Raw genomic sequence first — 18,151 nt, forward strand, 5'->3', positions numbered from 1 at the left:
AAAAAAAGCCACAATACAAGCATTAAGATTGGTTAATAAAATAACAAAATGTCTAAAATCATGTACATTACTCTTTTTTATTCATTCTCTTCATTTATATATTTATCAAAAACCATATTGAACTGGCTTGCCTGAAACAATGATATTCCTGAACCCAGTACCAGCACAAGCATAGACATTACTCCGGGCAATCTCATTATCAGATAATACACAACTACAAGTATAACAATACTTCCTGAAAGTATTATTACAGTTCTTACAAGATGCTTGATTGACATAAACAGCGCAAGCTTGAAAGTCTGTTTTATCGGATTGATAAACTTTGCCTGTATAGGAAATACATATAGAAATATAAATAACCATAACAGCATCAAAAAGCAGGTGACTGTAAATATTATCATTCTTATAAATGTATTTTGTATAGGTGCGTAAATACTGAAAAACCTTATATCAAAGAAAAGTATACCGCCTGTCACAGCCATTATTATCCAGATGAGAGTAGACTGCTTTATATTGTCTTTAAAGCTGTGAAAGAACATCCTAAACATTCCTCCGCTGTCACGGTCTTTTGCTACTTTTAAGGTGCAGTAATACATTGCTGTTGTAGCCGCTCCGAAGGTTATTATCGGTATAGAGCATATCACCCAAAGCAAGTTTAAAATAAACAGATCCCATATTCTTCCCACAAATCTCCATACAGGATTATCATAATTAAAAAATCCGCCCATATATTTCTCCTTGTTAAAATTTATCAAACAGTTATTCCGGTTTCTTGGATACAAGTTTATTTAAATCTTGGATACAAGTTTTCGATTGACTTATTAAAATCTCTGTTATATTATGGTCTTATAAGCCTGTTAATCATAGCATAAAATAATGCTTGCATACAAGGTTAATTTGTGTATGAAAGGGGGTATGAGTATTTCTACCGTTCAAAATATATACTCGGAAATAGAAAATGATATATTGATGTTAAACTTAAAGCCCGGCAGACTTATAAGTGAAAACAGCCTATGTACAAAGTACAATGTTTCCAGAACTCCCATACGTGCAGTGCTTTCAAGGCTTTCCGGAGCGGGGCTTGTAGATATTATTCCAAAGAGCGGTTCAAGGGTATCCATGATAAATATGGAAATAGTCAAGCAGATAATCTATGAAAGATTTGCACTTGAGAGCATGGTACTCAAAGATTACATTGCTGTTGCTACAGACAGTGATATAAAAAAACTTGAAAAGACCGTTATCAGACTGGTTAAAAGCTATGAAAACACTAAAAACTTTAAGCCGGATAAATTTAAGGAAATCGATTTGTCTATGCATGAATTGTGGTATAAGAAAACCGGACATACCTATCTGTGGGAACAGATAAGAAAATCCGACTCCAATTACACAAGATTTTGCATGCTTGATATGCTTGAATGTGAAAACTATGAGCATGTAATACTTGAGCATAGACAAATGTATGAGGTAATTAAAAGCAGGGATACCTCTAAGATAGAGGAAATAGTTAAAAAGCATCTTTATGGCGGTATTGAAAGGGTCAATGCAGCCTTAAATAACAAATTTGATGAAATGTTTACAGCATATTAAAGGAGGATTTTATGGACATACGTTATTCAGCAAATCAAAGAGACTTTAAGCATTACACAACAGGTGAAATAAGGGATGAATTTCTTATTGAAAATCTTTATCAGCCCGATAAGGTAGTTGCGGTTTATTCACATGTGGACAGAATGGTAACTCTTGGATGTATGCCTGTTAATGAGGCGGTGCCTATTGATAAGGATATTGATATATGGTCAAATTTCGGTACAAAGTATTTTCTTGAAAGAAGAGAGATAGGTATTTTTAATATCGGAGGAAAGGGCGAAATAGCAGCAGATGATGAAACCTTTACACTTGACTATAAGGATTGCCTCTATATCACTAAGGGTACAAAAAATGTTACTTTCAAAAGCCTTGATAAAAGCAATCCTGCAAAGTTTTATATGGTAAGCGCTCCTGCACATATTTCATATAAAACAAAATTTATATCAATAAAGGATGCCGCCAAAAAGCCTCTTGGAGATAATAAGACTTCAAATAAGAGAGTGATAAATCAGTTTATACATCCTGATGTATTACAAACCGCACAGCTTTCTATGGGTATGACCGTTCTTGATGAGGGAAATGTATGGAATACAATGCCTGCACATACACATGAGAGAAGAATGGAAATTTATATGTACTTTGAGGTTCCAAAGGACAATGTTATCTTCCATCTTATGGGTGAGCCTAATGAAACAAGACATGTTGTAATGAAAAATGAAACGGCAATCATATCTCCTTCATGGAGTATACATTCGGCAGCAGGTACATCAAACTATACTTTTATCTGGGCAATGGGCGGCGAAAATCAGGCATTTGATGATATGGATGTTATTAAAAATGAGGATTTAAGATAATGGAAAATATTTTAAAAAGTTTCAGACTTGACGGAAAAACGGCCCTTGTCACCGGTGCTTCACATGGGATTGGATTTGCAATGGCAAAGGCACTCTATGATGCGGGCGCGAAGATAGTGTTTAACAGCAGTTCAGAAGACGGACTTGAAAAAGGTCTCACATCATATAGAAAAGAAAATATTGAGGCTCACGGTTATATATGTGATGTAACCAATGAAGAAGAAGTAAAAAAGATGGTAGCCGATATTGAAAAAAATATCGGCGAAATAGATATTCTTATAAATAATGCCGGAATAATAAAAAGAATCCCTATGACCGATATGAGTGTCGAGGAGTTTAATTCAGTTATAGATGTAGATTTGATAGCTCCATTTATTATGGCAAAGGCTGTTTTACCCGGTATGGTAAAAAGAAGAAGCGGAAAGATTATAAATATCTGCTCCATGATGAGTGAGCTTGGCAGAGAAACCGTTAGTGCCTATGCAGCTGCAAAGGGCGGTTTAAAAATGCTTACAAAAAATATTGCTTCAGAATACGGTGTATACAATATTCAATGTAACGGTATAGGCCCCGGGTATATTGCCACCTCACAGACTGCACCGCTTCGCAAGATACAGCCTGACGGCAGCAAACATCCTTTTGATTCCTTTATACTTGCAAAAACTCCTGCAAACAGATGGGGAACACCTTTTGACCTTGCAGGTCCTGTAGTATTTTTAGCTTCAAGTGCTTCAGACTTTGTAAACGGACATATACTATATGTGGACGGCGGAATACTGGCATATATAGGAAAGCAACCATAAAAATAAAAAAGGGACTGTGGAAAACTGACAGCTTCAATATATCAAAGCTATAACCAATTTTACCCACAGTCCCTTTAGTAAGTACCATTCACCTCTACTTTAGAAATGCTTATTTGTATCGGTTAATGATGTTACCTAAAATACCTGATAAGGACAACACTCTGTAATATAATACTTATAATCCCAACAATTAATCTGAAAATAACCATATTCTTACCGATATTTGTTCCCAAAATGATTGACCTTATTCCTTCATAAGCAACAGAAACAGAATACAAGAACAGTACTGCCATGGTCACCTTTTCTCTGATATTTAATGTATTTACAAAAAATATAACTATATCAAGAGCAGAAGTTATAACCCATAGTATACTTACCAATATATTAGCTTTTCTATCCATAAATTTATTATCCCTCTTGAGAATATACTCTCTTTACAACTGTCAACAATGTATATTATTTTTGTATAATTGTCAATTATTAATATCTTAAAATACTTTTAATAAACAAATATTTAAGATATTGTCTTTAAATGTGTAAAATATTATTTCATTGTATATTTTTATAATTAATTCTTTTATACTTAGATAATTTTTAATACAAAGTGAATAGTTTCTATGCCCTTACTTTGCTATATTAGGTACATTCCCCTTTTTAAAGTGATATGATGTTGAGCCTCCATAAGGATTATCTTTATCGGCCTTCAGATAAATATAGACATTAAGATCCATATCTTCATTCAGGCTGTCCTTATACGGACTGTCACAAAAAGCCAAGGCACCAAGAATTTTATCTATATCTTTTGCATCTTTAAAGACTTTCACATTGTCCTCATTGTAATACTCATCTGCCCGACTTGGTGTATAATAACGGCTTACTTCTATTCTGTCTATATCCTCTATAGGAAGTGTTTTTGCGGCATCAACTCCCATTTCATTAAGTATGGATATTGTATCCTTAAACTCAGGATAGACGGGATAATATCCCACCTCCTCCATTACATTCGGATATTTCTTATCAATTGAATCATAACCGTCGTTGGAAATACGAATATAGTCTTCCAAAGCTTTTTGCATATATTCATTATTAAATCTGATTGAGGATATAGGATAACTCTTCATTCTGGTATCATAGCTTAAACCAAGCAAATCTTTTTTGTATGCATCCATAAGTCTGTTTTTTAAGTTATTATCCTTTAATGCTATATGACCGTCATTATCCTTTATTCCGTTTAAGTCTATACTTACTATATCATCGTTATCCTCTGTAAGTATGGGATAAATACTTTTTTTATAGCCTTCATCATCATATATTTTTGACAGCTGTGAAATCATATCTTGAAAACCTATATTATAAGCTCTTTGTACAGTTCTTCCCGATTTCAGCTTATATGATATTACCACTCTCTGTGAGTCCTCATAATAATCACTCACTGATGCAACTCCAAGTTTTGCCAGCTCAAGTACGGCTTCCTTATTTCCTATATCCGTCTTACTTAACAATGATGATTCTATACTGTCGGTATCTGCATAGTCCACATATACATTCTTGCCGCCGGCATAGAAAGAATCCTTGCCGACTTTAATTTTATTATAGTATAGTGATTCATTGCTTTCCAAAATATCAGATATTACAGCCACACTCTTTATATCCGATACCTTAGGTATATATCTGTCATATCCAAGCAAATCCATTTGGAATATACCGACAAGAATAAGTGAAATCACTATACAGATAAGCATCTGTATTTTTTTTGCAAAAATCTTCTTAAAATCCTGATTATAAATTATTTCCATTGTACAGTGAGTAATTACTCCGCTTACAACCGCTCCGAAAATACCCCATGCCGTGCTTTCCATCATAATTTCATATGCAAGCAGATACATCATCATACTCATAAAAATCACTGTCATAAACTTTACAGGTACTTTTATTATTGTGAAACTTATACTTTTACCCGCAGTTTCCGAAGCTCTCTTCCTGTACAGCAACAGGTTTGCAAACATTAGAAGAATACCGGCAATCAGTGAAATCACAATTTCACTGATTTCACTAAGCTTAAATGCATTGAATGCGATCATAACGCTTGATACATTCGGTAAAAACTTTTCAAGGAAGGAACCGCAATTGTAACAGGTCTTTAAAAACATTTTTTGATATTCCATCAAAATAAATGAAAGTGACGGGAAATAAAAGTCAAAAAATACACATGCCAAAATTCCTATAAGCATATTTCCTGTAAGCATTATTGCAAGCAACACTACAGAATAGTTCAGAAAAAACACCAGTGACCATCCGATAATTCCCCATATGGTTGCCATAATAACACTTGGCTGTGCTGTATTTATAAATATCATCAAACAGGCGATTAAAGCACATACAATAAAAGGTACAATTGCTATAATAATTCCGTTTATTGCCTTTATAAAAAACAATGTTTCTCTTTTTACAGGCAAACTGTGATACATATCCACTTTCTTTTTTGAGTACAGATATGAAAATCCCGACAGAGCCGTTACCATTGCAAGACCTATAAATACAAGTGAAAAGAAGGGATTTGTAATACTTATATATTTACAAAAAGCTTGAGCAAACTCAATTTTGCTTAACTCTACATCACTTGCAATACTTACATATTCGTATATTCCGCTGTTACTCATATGCATGCTTATCATCATAGCCGTCGCTACAATCACTGAAAAGAAAAATGTAAGGATGCTTACAGCAAGAGTCCAAATCCTTATTTTAAAATCCTCTTTCAACAATCTAAAAAATAAGCTTTTTGATGTCATAACCATGCACCTCCGTTTCACTTATAAAAATCTCTTCAAGGCTAAGATCCATTAACTCATAAAACACCGGATTAAGTTGCTCCATCTTAGCTTTTACCTCATCTTCATCACCCTTCACAGTGATTGTATATACACGACCGCTGTTTTTTATCTGCATGATATCAAATGATTTTAATCTGTCCATATCAAAATCATTTTCAAATACACATTGTATTTTATGAATATTCAGCTTCATATCGGATACATCCTTTGAAAGAAGTATTCCGCCTTTGTGTAAAAGTCCCACATGGTCACATATATCTTCAAGTTCTCTCAAATTATGTGAAGCTATTATAGGTGTCAACCCTCTCTCATCCATCTCCTTTGCAAAGAGGCTTTTCACCGCCTGTCTCATCACAGGATCAAGTCCGTCAAATGTCTCATCACATAGCAGATACTTTGTATTTGACGCCACTCCCATTGCAATACACAGCTGTTTTTTCATTCCTTTTGAGAAAGTATTGACCTTTCTGTTAAGTCCCAAATCAAGAGCATTTAAAAGACTTTCGCATTTCTTTACATCAAAACTTTTGTAAACGGATGAATAAAATTTTATCATCTCTTTTGCAGTCGTATTTGCAAAGAAATATTGCTCATCACAAATATAAAAAAACTTATCTTTTGCTTTTATATTTTCAAAGACATGTTCATTATCAATAAGTATCTCTCCGCTGTCAGGCTTTAACACTCCTGCAAGTGTCTTTAAAAAAGTACTCTTTCCTGCTCCGTTGGTACCTATAAGTCCGAAAACATCACCGTCTCTTATACTTGCATTGATATTGTCAAGTGCTTTGATGTCTTCAAAACTTTTACTTAAGTTCTTCGCCTCTATCATGCTCCCTCCTTTACTTCATGTCTTAGATAAAATTCCTCTACTTTTTCACAAAATTCTTTCTTGGCTACAATCTTCTTTGCCTTTTCTATAAGCACTTCAAGCTCATTAAACAATACTCTTTTCTTATTTGTCTTTATTGTATCCATATTTGACACAAAACTTCCGATACCCTTCACACTGTATACATATCCTTGATGCTCCAGTTCAATATATGCTTTTTGTATTGTATTCGGATTTATTGAAAGTTCCATCGCAAGACTTCTTACAGACGGCAGTTTATCGCCTTCCGACAACACACCCACAAGCATTAAATCGGACAACTTGTCCACTACCTGCTCATAGATAGGTCTTTTATCCCTTGAGTCAATCACAATCATAGATTTCTCCTTTAACTGTATTATCCATAATAGTACAGTTAATATAACATTTTTATGTCTTTATTGCAATATATAAGTAGCAATTTTCTATATGGCAAATCCGTCAGAATAATGCTATAATAGGTACTCGTAAATTTTTATAAGGAAGTATATATGATAACAACAAGAGAAGATATAAGAAATATTGCCATTATCGCCCATGTAGACCATGGCAAGACTACACTGGTTGACCAGCTCCTAAAGCAAAGCGGTGTCTTTAGGGCGAATCAGGAAGTGGCAGAAAGAGTAATGGACTCAAATGATATAGAAAGAGAAAGAGGAATAACCATTCTCTCAAAAAATACCGCTGTACACTATGGTGATATAAAAATAAATATTATAGATACGCCGGGACATGCAGACTTCGGAGGCGAAGTTGAACGTGTTCTGAAGATGGTAAACGGTGTTGTACTGGTGGTTGATGCCTATGAAGGTGCTATGCCGCAGACCAAATTCGTACTTAGAAAAGCGCTTGAGCTTGACCTTGATGTACTGTGCCTTGTTAACAAATGTGACAGAGAAGAAGCCAGACCTTTAGAGGTGGTTGACGAGATCCTTGAGCTTTTACTTGACCTTGATGCCAATGAACGACAGCTTGACTGCCCGTTTTTATTTGCAAGTGCCAGAGGCGGTTGGGCAAGATACAATATTGATGATCAAAATATGGATATGAAACCTCTGTTTGAAACCGTTATCAAGCATATACCTGCACCTACAGGTGATGAGGATGCACCGCCGCAGGTACTTATCAGTACAATCGACTACAATGAGTATGTAGGCAGAATAGGTGTCGGTAAGGTTGACAACGGTATTATTAAGGTGAATCAGGAAGTGGCTTTAGTCAATCACCATGATCCTGATAAATTAAAAAAGGTAAAGATTGGTAAACTCTATGAGTATGAGGGACTGAACAGAGTAGAGGTAAATGAAGCAAGAATAGGTTCTATAGTAGCTATATCGGGTATCCCGGATATACATATCGGAGATACGCTTACATCGCCTGAAAGCCCTGAGGCAATACCTTTCCAAAAGATTTCAGAACCTACCATTTCTATGAATTTTATGGTAAATGACTCTCCTCTTGCAGGAAAAGAGGGAAAGTTCATTACATCCAGACATTTGCGTGAAAGACTCTTTAGAGAGCTGAATACCGATGTCAGCCTCAGAGTGGAGGAAACCGAATCTCCTGATTGTTTTAAGGTATCAGGCAGAGGTGAGCTTCATCTTTCAGTCCTTATCGAGAATATGAGAAGAGAAGGCTTTGAGTTTGCAGTCAGCAAAGCTGAAGTTATTTACCGCTATGATGAGAGAAATCAAAGGCAGGAGCCTATTGAACTGGCATTTGTGGATGTTCCTGATGAATTCTCAGGTGCGGTTATACAAAAGCTTACTTCAAGAAAGGGTGAACTTCAGGGAATGAGCCCCACACATGGCGGATATACAAGACTCCAGTTTCTTATCCCGTCTCGCGGTCTTATAGGCTACAGAGGGGAGTTTATGACTGACACAAAGGGAAACGGTATACTGAATACCGAATTTGAAGGATATGCACCATATAAGGGTGATATGTTCTACAGAAAAACCGGCTCCCTTATAGCATTTGAAAGCGGTGAGTCTATCACCTACGGTCTTTTTAATGCACAGGAGCGAGGTACTCTATTTATAGGTCCCGGTGAGAAGGTATATGCCGGCATGATTATAGGAAAAAACGGCAAGGCTGAGGATGTGGAGATCAATGTCTGCAAAACAAAGAAGCTTACAAACACCAGATCATCAAGTGCGGACGAAGCACTCAGACTTGTTACACCTAAAATAATGAGCCTTGAAGAATCTCTTGAGTTTATCGATACGGATGAGCTTTTGGAAGTTACTCCTAAGAGTCTTCGTATCCGAAAGAAGATCCTTGACCCTACACTTAGGAAGCGTTCAATGATCAAGTCAAAACAGTAATATATGGCATCCACATCGGATGCCTTTTTTTATATTTACTAAATCTGATAAAAAAATAAAGATTATTTAAAGCTGATAGCCTATATCAAACTAATGTTGTATAATCTAGTCTAAGAGTGAGTACTCTTAGTTACTTTTGTAAATTTATTTTGAAAAGGAAAAAGTGATGAATAAAGAGAATGAAAATAATACTCCCAAAAAGAACACTGTATCATCCGGTTCAAAGAAAAAAAGATATATAAATAAAGCCATATTTAAGGCGGTAAAAACATTTTTTCTTGCATTACTGGTAATAGCGGTTCTCGGTGGTGCCATGGGTATAGGCATGATAAAGGGTATCATTGACAATGCTCCCGATGTGGATGTTGACAGTATTGTACCGCTTGGATATGCCACTACAATATACAATGCCTCAGGGCAAGTCACAGATACTTTGGTAATGGCAGGCTCAAACCGTGAAGAAGCCACATATGATGAATTGCCGAAAGTACTTATTGACGCATTTGTCGCCATAGAGGATTCAAGATTTTGGAAACATAGAGGTATAGATACCAGAGCGATACTGAGAGCAATCAGCGGTGTAATCACCGGCAAAAGTTCTTCCGGCGGCGGCTCTACCATTACACAGCAGCTTATAAAAAACAATGTATTCAATGGCGGTAGAGAAAGAAGCTTCGGCGAAAAAGTAGAGAGAAAATTCCAGGAGATGTATCTGGCGGTAAAGCTTGAAAAACAAATGGACAAAAAGCTAATCCTTACAAACTATCTGAATACTATAAACCTTGGAAGCAATTCACTTGGTGTAAAGGTGGCGGCCAGAAGATATTTCGGAAAAGAGGTTTCAGATTTAACTCTCTCGGAAGCAACCGTTATTGCGGCTATAACCAAGGGACCTACAAAATACAATCCTATCACAGGTCAAACAGCAAATTCGGACAGAAGAAAAATAATTCTTCAATATATGTACGACCAGGGCTATATCACCAAGGAACAGCAGGAAGAAGCACTTGCAGATGACGTATACTCAAGGATTCAAAATATAAATACTCTTGCAAAGGAAAAAAACAGTCCGTACAGCTATTTTACAGATGCACTGATTTCACAGGTAACACAAGCTTTTATTAATGAAATGGGCTATACCGAAACACAGGCACATAATCTTTTATACAGCGGCGGTTTGTCCATATATACCACTCAAGACCCCAACTTGCAGCAGATAGTTGACAGTGAAGTAAACAATCCTGCAAACTACCCCGATACAAAGTACTCACTTGAATATAGGTTGACTGTCACCGACAGTGAGAAGAATACACATAATTATTCTGAAAAAGATATCAATAAGTATCATAGCGAGACTCTTAAGGACGGCTTCAACGGGCTTTACCAAACAGAAGAAGCGGCAAAAGCCGATGCCGAAAAATATAAGTCCGCCATATTAAAAGACGGCGATACCATAGCAGGTGAAACTCTAAAGACCGTACTTGAACCGCAGGTGTCATTTGTGCTTATGGATCAAAAAACCGGTACGGTAAAAGCAATCAATGGCGGTAGAGGTGAAAAAACCACTTCACTTTCACTTAACAGAGCCACTGATACCACCAGACAGCCCGGTTCCACCTTTAAGGTGATATCATCATTTGCACCTGCACTTGATACCAGCGGTGCTACTCTTGCCACTACCTATTATGATGCCGAATATACTCTGGGAGATAAAACTTTCAAAAACTGGTATGATAAACAAGGTTATCTCGGATGGTCAAGCATTCGTGACGGTATCATATATTCTATGAATATCGTAGCAATAAAGACACTTATGGAAACTGTAACACCCAGAGTCGGTGTGCAGTATGCCACAGACTTCGGTATAAGTACACTTACCGATCAGGATTATAATGCTTCACTTGCACTTGGCGGTCTTACAAAGGGTGTTACAAATCTTGAACTTACAGGAGCATTTGCAACTATAGCCAATCAAGGTATATATACAAAGCCGATGTTCTTTACAAAAATTGTAGACCACAACGGTAAGACAATCCTTGACAACACTTCGCCTCAAACACATAGAGTTATAAAGGATTCCACTGCATTTCTGCTTACTGATGCTATGGCAGCATCTACACAAAATAACAGAAAGTTTGCAAGCAGCGGAATCAATGTAAACTCTACATCTACCAGGGCACATCTTGACCATATGAGTGTCGCAGGTAAATCAGGTACCACATCAAACAATGTGGATGTCTGGTTTGTAGGTTTTACACCATATTATACAGCCGGTGTATGGGCAGGATGTGATGAAAATCAGACTCTTTCAGACAATGGAGGTACAAGCTTCCACAAAGATATCTGGCGAAAAATAATGAACAAGGTTTCAGAAGGCGCACAAGATATAGGTTTCCCTGCACCTGACTCTGTAGAAACAGCTGTAGTTTGCAGGAAATCCGGCAAGCTCCCTATTCCGGGAGTCTGTGAACATGATCCGAGAGGGGATTCTACATATACCGAATACTTTGCAAAGGGTACCGTACCTACCGAGGTCTGTGACCACCACACTACAGTTACAGTTTGCAGAGACAGCGGTCTTTTGCCGACACCTAACTGTCCTACCACTACAAGAGTGGCTCTTATAGTTCCAAGCGGCCAGCCAAAAACAGATGATTCACAGTATGCCGCACCGTCTGCCACCTGCAATATACATGGCGGTGTCAACCCTATAATAGACTCCTCTGCGCCTACTTTAGGTGATGAAGGGGATGCAGGTGTAGGTGTGGCTCCAAAGAGCAGCCATCCTATAGTAACACCCAGACAAACCGGCAATGCCCCTACAAGTGCAGACACTAATAATGAACATGTGGGTGCGGCTCCAAGTCCCGTTATTAAACCTACAAAACCTGATAAAAAGAATAAGTCTAAGGAACAGCCCTCAGAAGCCACAGCTCCTGAAACCACCGCTTCTTCACATATAAAGACGACCGCTCCTACAAAGAGTGATACCGATTCCGATGTACTACATGGACCCGGAGTGACCAATCCGCGAAATGACGGACCTGTTGCAACTCCCGGACCTTCAGTATCCACTGACGGTCCCGGCGGTCAGGCATCACCTATACTTATAGGTCCCGGTGGAGGAGAATAAAACAAAAGGACTAATTCTCACATATCAAACCGTGTGAGATATTGGTCCTTTTATTATAGAAGTTTTATAAACTTTTTAACCGAGTATCATCTTATCGCTAAGCATGGCATCTGTACCCGAATACAATTTCATTACATCCGCAATTGTCATATTCTTTCTCATATCTCCCTCTAAAACAGTCAGTATACTTCCGCCGTTCATTACTATAGTCTTGTTGCCGAAATCAAGTGCATCTCTGATATTATGTGTTATCATAAGCGTTGTAATATGATTTTCAGACACAATCCTGTTTGTTATTTCCATTATTTTCTTACTTGTCTTAGGGTCAAGTGCGGCGATATGCTCATCAAGCAAAAGTAACTCAGGTGTCTCCATAGTCGCCATCAAAAGTGTCAGTGCCTGCCTTTGTCCGCCGCTAAGTCCACCTACTTCATTCTTTAATCTGTGTTCAAGACCGATACCAAGCTTTGCACAGACTGATTTGAAATACTCTCTGTCACTTCTTCTTACTCCGAAGCCGAATCGTATATTCTTGCCGCGGCTGTAAGCAAGTCCCATATTCTCCTCAATGGTCATATGCGGTGCCGTACCTTTTAAAGGATCCTGATAAAGCCTTCCTATAAATCTTGCCCTCTTATGTTCCTTCATATATGTAATATCCTGACCGTTATTATATATTCTGCCGCTCTCCACCTCTATATTTCCGGCTATCGCATTTAACATAGTGGATTTTCCGGCTCCGTTGCTGCCGATAACAGTGGCAAAATCACCGTCGTTTAGTATAAGACTCAAGTCACATAATGCTTTCTTTTCATTTACAGTATCCTTATTGAATATGACATTTACATTTTTAATTTCCAGCATGTACCTTCCTCCATCTTACAAGTGCAGGTTTTATTAAAGGTATACTTATTGCAAGCACCACTATAACCGCTGAGAAAAGTTTTAAGTATATTGCAGGCAATCCGAGACCGAATGCAACAGCAAGCATTATACGATATATTATCGCACCTGCCACTACGGCAATCAGATGCCTTAGCATCCCTCTCTTTCCGATAACGGTTTCACCTATTATTATACTTGCAAGCCCAAGTACCAACATTCCGGTTCCCACACCATGTGTAGCGGTCATATTGTACTGTGCATATATAGCACCTGAAAATGCCACTAAAAGATTACAAAGTGAAAATCCAAGTATTTTCATTGCATCAGTGTTGATACTTGAACTTCTAACCATTGCTTCATTATCACCTGTGGCACGAAGTGACAGACCTATCTGAGTCATCAAAAATAATTTGAGTCCCGCAACCAATACCGCCACTATAATCAAAAGCAATATAAGCTTTCCTATATCTACTCCGGCAAGGAAAAACCTGCCTTCAAACGGAGTAAATACAGTCTTTGCACCATAAAAGAAAATACTCGGCTTATCACCCATTAAAAATAAATTTATGGAATACAGTCCTGTCATGGTCAATATTCCGGCAAGTATGGCATGTATTTTTAATTTTGTATGCAGTATACCTGTTACGATACCGGCAAACATTCCTCCGATTGCTCCTGTTACAATTCCCATAAGCGGATTTTCAGCTACAGACCACACCGCACTGTATGCAAGTCCTGTAACAAAACTTCCGTCTACAGTCAGATCCGGTAAATCCAAAATTCTAAAAGCTATAAATAATCCAAGTGATAATATTGCAAATATCAGTCCAAGTTCAATACTACCCAGTAATGTTGACAGTGTCATTTTTTCCCCTACTTATTTGATTTGATTTCCACAAACTTCTTATCATTCTTGATGCTGTCAGGTATCTCTATACCAAGTGCCTTGGCCGTATCGGTATTTACATATATAAAAAGGTCATCCTTAAATACTTTTACAGGGATTTCATTTACAGGTTTACCTTTTAATATCTCATCCACCATCTTTGCGGTCTCCTTACCGAGATCGGTATAATCAATACCTACTGTAGCAAGACCTCCGTCCATTACCATTGAGTCGGCACCTACATATACCGGCTTTTTTGCCTTTATTGCCTCTGATGTAAGTATAGGCATCGCTTCCGCTACCGTATTGTCGTTTGACACAAAGATCATATCCACCTTCTCAAAAAGTGATGCGGCAGCAGTCTGAAGATCTGCACTTGTTGAGATACTTACCGTCTCAAGTTCAAGATTTTTCTCCTTTACATACTTTTCAAGTAAACCGAGATTGGTCACTGAATTATCCTCTCCGGGATTGTAAATAAATCCTACTTTCTTTACATTTGGAGTAATTTCAAGTGCAAGATCCATTATCTTATCTATCTGTACAGCATCGCTTGTACCTGTCATTCCCTTATCAGGCGCATTCATATCTGTAAGCACACCCGCTCCTATCGGATCCGTTACTGCCGAGAATACTACCGGAGTTGTTTTTGTAAGACTCATAGCCCCCTGTGCTACAGGTGTTGCAATACCTACCACTACATCCTGCTTATCTCCCTCAAATCCCTGAACAATACTTGTAATATTTGACATATCTCCCTGTGCATTCTGAAAGGTAATCTTTACATTCTCACCGTCCACATAACCCAGATTTTTCAGTTCATCTTTAAATGAATTGTATATTATATCAAGTGACTTATGCTCTACAAGCTGTATTACACCGATTTTTTTCATATCTTTGTTTGTATCCGCTGTCACACTCTCCGTCTTAGATGATTCTGTAGTCAAACTCTCTGTACCGCTCTGTGTTGTGGCGGACTTCGGTGTGCAACCTGCCATAAGCATTGCACCTATTGCTATAATTCCAAGTTTCTTTATTAAATTCATTTCTCCTCCTTAGGCATCTTATATAGGGATAAATTTACCACATGATAACGGCAGTGACTTATGCACTAAAAAACGCAGGTTTGTCATCCCAAAGGACAAGCAAAGCCTGCGATACCACCTTCATTAGTAAAAATACTCTCTCTACAAAAATGCCGACACATTTTCTGCCTGATAACGGAAGCTGCCGTCTTAGCTACTTGTTTCCTTTCACCTTGCCCTCATAGGTCCATATTAAAATCGTCATCTCTATCGGTTCTCAGCACCTCCGACTCTCTGTAAGTAACTAATTTCTTTTCTCCTAATCAACGGTTTATTCTTTTATACTTTAAAATCAATAAATTGTCAATATTTACCAATGAAATTTATGCATTTATTTTCTTAAAGAACCCCAAAATCAAAGGCAACACTATAATAAATGAAATTATATCAGATACCGGTTGAGCCAGCTGTATTCCATATATTCCAAAGAACCTCGGAAGTACGGCAACCATCGGTATAAAGGTAATTCCGCTTCTTAAAAAAGATGCTATTGACGAAGCGAGGTTTTCACCTGCCCCCTGAAACATCATACTTGCGGCCAATGTAATAGGTGATATAAATAAAACTATACATTGTGCTCTAAGTGCAAAAGTTCCTATTCTTATAACATCCGCATCATCTCTGAAAAGCCCTATTATGTGACCTGAAAAAATAAGTGAAAGCACACTTAAAACTCCAAGGATTATCATACTTAGCCCACAGCAAAATACAAACGCCCTCTTTACACGCTTAAACTTCTTCGCACCGTAGTTAAAGGCGGATACGGGCTGAAAACCCTGTGATATACCTAGCGCGATGGCAAATATGAAATTACAAACCCTGCTTACAATACTCATTGCGGCGATGGCTGCATCACCATACGGCATGGACATATAGTTAAGCACCATTGTAGACACACTCATCATTCCCTGTCTGATAAGACTTGGCAAGCCTGTATATAATATATTAAGAATATCCTTTATATCCCATGAAACTGCTGAAAACCTAAGTCTTGATACGGTTCTGTCTCCTCCGAACATAAAAAGCAAAACAAAGAAACTTATGACCTGTGAAACGGCTGTAGATATACCGGCTCCCAAAGTACCCATATTGAGTCCGAATATAAATATCGGATCTCCTATAATATTCAAAACACCTCCCAGAGTAAGTCCCACCATTGCAAGAACAGCTTTACCTTCATATCTGAGAACATTATTCAGCACACAGCTTGCTGTCATAAACGGAGCGGATAACAGTATACATATACCATAAGATTTTGAATATGGAATTATGGTATCCGTACTGCCCATTATCCTAAGCAGAGGCTCCATAAATATTATACCGGTAATCATTATAAGTACACCCAAAAACAGTGACATGAAAAATCCGGTGGATGCAAACTTGACAGCCTCATCTCCCTGCTTATTTCCAAGTTTTCTGGATATATTGGAGCCGCATCCATGACCGCACATAAAGCCAAGTGCCTGATTTATAGTCATAAGTGAAAAAACTATTCCTATAGCGGCGGATGCACTTGTTCCAAGCCTTCCGACAAAGAATGTATCCGCCATATTATAAATATTTGTAACAAGCATGCTCACAATAGTGGGAACACTCAGTCGCAGAATCAATTTCTCTACAGGAGTCTCAGTCATTTCCTTATATTGCCTGTCCAAAACGCTCATATTGTCCATAACTTACCTACCCTCTTCTCACAAATAAGGAATATCACTACAGTTGCACTAAAATAAAACCATGTGGCAGGATTTGAAAACCATGTAGTGAAAAATGACAGTGCAAGATATACAAACCATTGTGCATATATCATATAAAAAACTGCATGCCTTGTGCTTCTTATCCACTTTTCAAAGAAAAAACTTACCGCTCCGAGTATGGCGGAAAATGCTCCGACACCGACTATACCGAAATCATAAAAAGCGTCATAAAACAATGTTACAGTTGTAAGCTCGGTCTTATTTACAAAGATAGGAAAATCCACAAGTTTAGGATATATAAACTTCAGTCCTGAAAGTGCCCACAGCGGAAACAGCCCCTTAAGTCCGAAGCTGTGCTTAGGCAATTCCTTAATCAAAGTATCCAAATTGTCATAATTATTTGCAATATAGATATATGGTTGAGTTATAAAAATCGGCAAATTGTACTTCATCTCGAAAATACCGTTAAGATACTCTACATTATGACTTCTGGCTACCGACAAAAGCAGATATACCGGCACTATAATCACAACTACCGCTATAAAATAAAGCGGTCTTATCTTTTCTCTTTTTAGAATAAGCAAGGTAACAAACGCCATCAGTATTGCAAACATAAATTGAAATCTTGACACACAGAGTATCGGTATCAGCATGGCAACAATATTTGCAAGTACAAGAAATACTGATTTTACAATATTCAAATTCCTCTCCTCACTTAGATATATTATACTGAGTGAAGGTACCAATATGCAACTGACAGTAAAATAATGTACTCCTGAAATATGAAAATATGAGTATGCGTGAGGTACTCCTCTCAAAAGAAAGGGTATAAAGCCAAGCTTAATAGCCTCAATATTAAATGCAATTACAGAAATCATTGCAAGTATAACTATACATACATACAACCTGTTCTCATTATTCTTTTCAATGATTCTTTCTTCCTTATTTTTATAAGGGTTTCCAAGATATCTTTTTAACCATTCAAACATCATATAGAAACAGCCGAAAGCCAGACAAAGGCAAATCCATGTAGTATCACTCCATGGTTTTGCCAAATGTGACAGTTTCAGTGCGGAAATCCCCTCTCCGCCTACAAATGCTAATGAAAATATTCCGCGAAGATTGACCAAAGAATTTGAATATCTATATTCTTTAATATAAAGATATAATGCCACCAAAAAAAGAACAG

15 protein-coding genes are annotated in these 18,151 nt (G+C 37.4%); 5 read left to right on the forward strand and 10 right to left on the reverse strand.

Annotated features, from left to right (window positions below; translation table 11 throughout):
* Nucleotides 1-77: 77 nt before the first annotated feature.
* Nucleotides 78-728, reverse strand: a complete 651-nt coding sequence (locus tag HMPREF0381_RS12015; protein ID WP_008752260.1) for a YesL family protein — start codon at nt 726-728, stop codon at nt 78-80.
* 175 nt (nt 729-903) lie between these two features.
* Here HMPREF0381_RS12015 and HMPREF0381_RS12020 point away from each other — a divergent pair, with 175 nt between their 5' ends.
* Genes HMPREF0381_RS12020 through HMPREF0381_RS12030 form a run of 3 tightly spaced genes read left to right on the forward strand, consistent with a single transcriptional unit; the run spans nt 904 to nt 3,247 of the window.
* Nucleotides 904-1,590 carry a GntR family transcriptional regulator gene (locus tag HMPREF0381_RS12020; RefSeq protein ID WP_242824430.1) on the forward strand — a complete coding sequence of 229 codons (687 nt, stop codon included), beginning with the start codon at nt 904-906 and terminating at the stop codon, nt 1,588-1,590.
* Nucleotides 1,591-1,601: 11 nt separating this feature from the next.
* Nucleotides 1,602-2,444: a 5-dehydro-4-deoxy-D-glucuronate isomerase gene (kduI, locus tag HMPREF0381_RS12025; protein ID WP_008752262.1), complete on the forward strand. Its 843-nt coding sequence runs from the start codon at nt 1,602-1,604 to the stop codon at nt 2,442-2,444.
* A complete protein-coding gene (locus HMPREF0381_RS12030) occupies nt 2,444-3,247 on the forward strand; it encodes a gluconate 5-dehydrogenase (protein ID WP_008752263.1) in 804 nt (267 codons plus the stop codon). Before kduI ends, HMPREF0381_RS12030 begins: the two co-directional genes overlap by 1 nt.
* Nucleotides 3,248-3,378: 131 nt before the next feature.
* Here HMPREF0381_RS12030 and HMPREF0381_RS12035 read toward each other — a convergent pair whose 3' ends face one another.
* The 4 genes from HMPREF0381_RS12035 to HMPREF0381_RS12050 all read right to left on the reverse strand — a co-directional run bounded on the left by HMPREF0381_RS12035 (nt 3,379) and on the right by HMPREF0381_RS12050 (nt 7,290).
* Nucleotides 3,379-3,648, reverse strand: a complete 270-nt coding sequence (locus tag HMPREF0381_RS12035; protein WP_008752264.1) for a hypothetical protein — start codon at nt 3,646-3,648, stop codon at nt 3,379-3,381.
* A 222-nt stretch (nt 3,649-3,870) separates the two neighbouring features.
* Nucleotides 3,871-6,039, reverse strand: a complete 2,169-nt coding sequence (locus HMPREF0381_RS12040; RefSeq protein ID WP_040461885.1) for a DUF6449 domain-containing protein — start codon at nt 6,037-6,039, stop codon at nt 3,871-3,873.
* Nucleotides 6,014-6,913, reverse strand: a complete 900-nt coding sequence (locus tag HMPREF0381_RS12045; protein ID WP_008752266.1) for an ABC transporter ATP-binding protein — start codon at nt 6,911-6,913, stop codon at nt 6,014-6,016. Before HMPREF0381_RS12045 ends, HMPREF0381_RS12040 begins: the two co-directional genes overlap by 26 nt.
* Entirely contained in the window at nt 6,910-7,290 is a 381-nt protein-coding gene (locus HMPREF0381_RS12050; RefSeq protein WP_008752267.1) for a GntR family transcriptional regulator, read from the reverse strand. Before HMPREF0381_RS12050 ends, HMPREF0381_RS12045 begins: the two co-directional genes overlap by 4 nt.
* Before the next feature lie 153 nt (nt 7,291-7,443).
* On the opposite strand from HMPREF0381_RS12050, the gene typA reads away from it, so the two are divergent.
* Both typA and HMPREF0381_RS12060 read left to right on the forward strand, forming a co-directional pair.
* Nucleotides 7,444-9,279 carry a translational GTPase TypA gene (gene typA / locus HMPREF0381_RS12055; protein ID WP_008752268.1) on the forward strand — a complete coding sequence of 612 codons (1,836 nt, stop codon included), beginning with the start codon at nt 7,444-7,446 and terminating at the stop codon, nt 9,277-9,279.
* A 166-nt stretch (nt 9,280-9,445) separates the two neighbouring features.
* Nucleotides 9,446-12,412 carry a transglycosylase domain-containing protein gene (locus HMPREF0381_RS12060; protein WP_008752269.1) on the forward strand — a complete coding sequence of 989 codons (2,967 nt, stop codon included), beginning with the start codon at nt 9,446-9,448 and terminating at the stop codon, nt 12,410-12,412.
* Nucleotides 12,413-12,487: 75 nt separating this feature from the next.
* Here the strand turns inward: HMPREF0381_RS12060 and HMPREF0381_RS12065 are convergent, their stop codons facing one another.
* The 5 genes from HMPREF0381_RS12065 to HMPREF0381_RS12085 form a co-directional block, all read right to left on the reverse strand.
* Nucleotides 12,488-13,276, reverse strand: a complete 789-nt coding sequence (locus tag HMPREF0381_RS12065) for an ABC transporter ATP-binding protein (protein ID WP_008752270.1) — start codon at nt 13,274-13,276, stop codon at nt 12,488-12,490.
* Nucleotides 13,263-14,162 carry an ABC transporter permease gene (locus tag HMPREF0381_RS12070; RefSeq protein WP_008752271.1) on the reverse strand — a complete coding sequence of 300 codons (900 nt, stop codon included), beginning with the start codon at nt 14,160-14,162 and terminating at the stop codon, nt 13,263-13,265. Before HMPREF0381_RS12070 ends, HMPREF0381_RS12065 begins: the two co-directional genes overlap by 14 nt.
* A gap of 8 nt (nt 14,163-14,170) precedes the next feature.
* A complete protein-coding gene (locus tag HMPREF0381_RS12075; protein ID WP_008752272.1) occupies nt 14,171-15,229 on the reverse strand; it encodes an ABC transporter substrate-binding protein in 1,059 nt (352 codons plus the stop codon).
* A 362-nt stretch (nt 15,230-15,591) separates the two neighbouring features.
* Nucleotides 15,592-16,941: an MATE family efflux transporter gene (locus tag HMPREF0381_RS12080; protein ID WP_008752273.1), complete on the reverse strand. Its 1,350-nt coding sequence runs from the start codon at nt 16,939-16,941 to the stop codon at nt 15,592-15,594.
* On the reverse strand, nt 16,929-18,151 hold a 1,223-nt coding region (locus tag HMPREF0381_RS12085; RefSeq protein ID WP_008752274.1), incomplete at its 5' end, for an O-antigen polymerase. The genes HMPREF0381_RS12085 and HMPREF0381_RS12080, both read right to left, overlap by 13 nt.

It is taken from the genome of Lachnoanaerobaculum saburreum DSM 3986 (assembly GCF_000185385.1).
Lineage (GTDB): Bacteria > Bacillota > Clostridia > Lachnospirales > Lachnospiraceae > Lachnoanaerobaculum > Lachnoanaerobaculum saburreum.

Coding starts and splice junctions, on each gene's coding strand:
- HMPREF0381_RS12015 (WP_008752260.1), bottom strand. CDS start 728: ATGGGCGGATTTTTTAATTATGATAATCCTGTATGGAGATTTGTGGGA.
- HMPREF0381_RS12020 (WP_242824430.1), top strand. CDS start 904: ATGAAAGGGGGTATGAGTATTTCTACCGTTCAAAATATATACTCGGAA.
- kduI (WP_008752262.1), top strand. CDS start 1,602: ATGGACATACGTTATTCAGCAAATCAAAGAGACTTTAAGCATTACACA.
- HMPREF0381_RS12030 (WP_008752263.1), top strand. CDS start 2,444: ATGGAAAATATTTTAAAAAGTTTCAGACTTGACGGAAAAACGGCCCTT.
- HMPREF0381_RS12035 (WP_008752264.1), bottom strand. CDS start 3,648: ATGGATAGAAAAGCTAATATATTGGTAAGTATACTATGGGTTATAACT.
- HMPREF0381_RS12040 (WP_040461885.1), bottom strand. CDS start 6,039: ATGACATCAAAAAGCTTATTTTTTAGATTGTTGAAAGAGGATTTTAAA.
- HMPREF0381_RS12045 (WP_008752266.1), bottom strand. CDS start 6,913: ATGATAGAGGCGAAGAACTTAAGTAAAAGTTTTGAAGACATCAAAGCA.
- HMPREF0381_RS12050 (WP_008752267.1), bottom strand. CDS start 7,290: ATGATTGTGATTGACTCAAGGGATAAAAGACCTATCTATGAGCAGGTA.
- typA (WP_008752268.1), top strand. CDS start 7,444: ATGATAACAACAAGAGAAGATATAAGAAATATTGCCATTATCGCCCAT.
- HMPREF0381_RS12060 (WP_008752269.1), top strand. CDS start 9,446: ATGAATAAAGAGAATGAAAATAATACTCCCAAAAAGAACACTGTATCA.
- HMPREF0381_RS12065 (WP_008752270.1), bottom strand. CDS start 13,276: ATGCTGGAAATTAAAAATGTAAATGTCATATTCAATAAGGATACTGTA.
- HMPREF0381_RS12070 (WP_008752271.1), bottom strand. CDS start 14,162: ATGACACTGTCAACATTACTGGGTAGTATTGAACTTGGACTGATATTT.
- HMPREF0381_RS12075 (WP_008752272.1), bottom strand. CDS start 15,229: ATGAATTTAATAAAGAAACTTGGAATTATAGCAATAGGTGCAATGCTT.
- HMPREF0381_RS12080 (WP_008752273.1), bottom strand. CDS start 16,941: ATGGACAATATGAGCGTTTTGGACAGGCAATATAAGGAAATGACTGAG.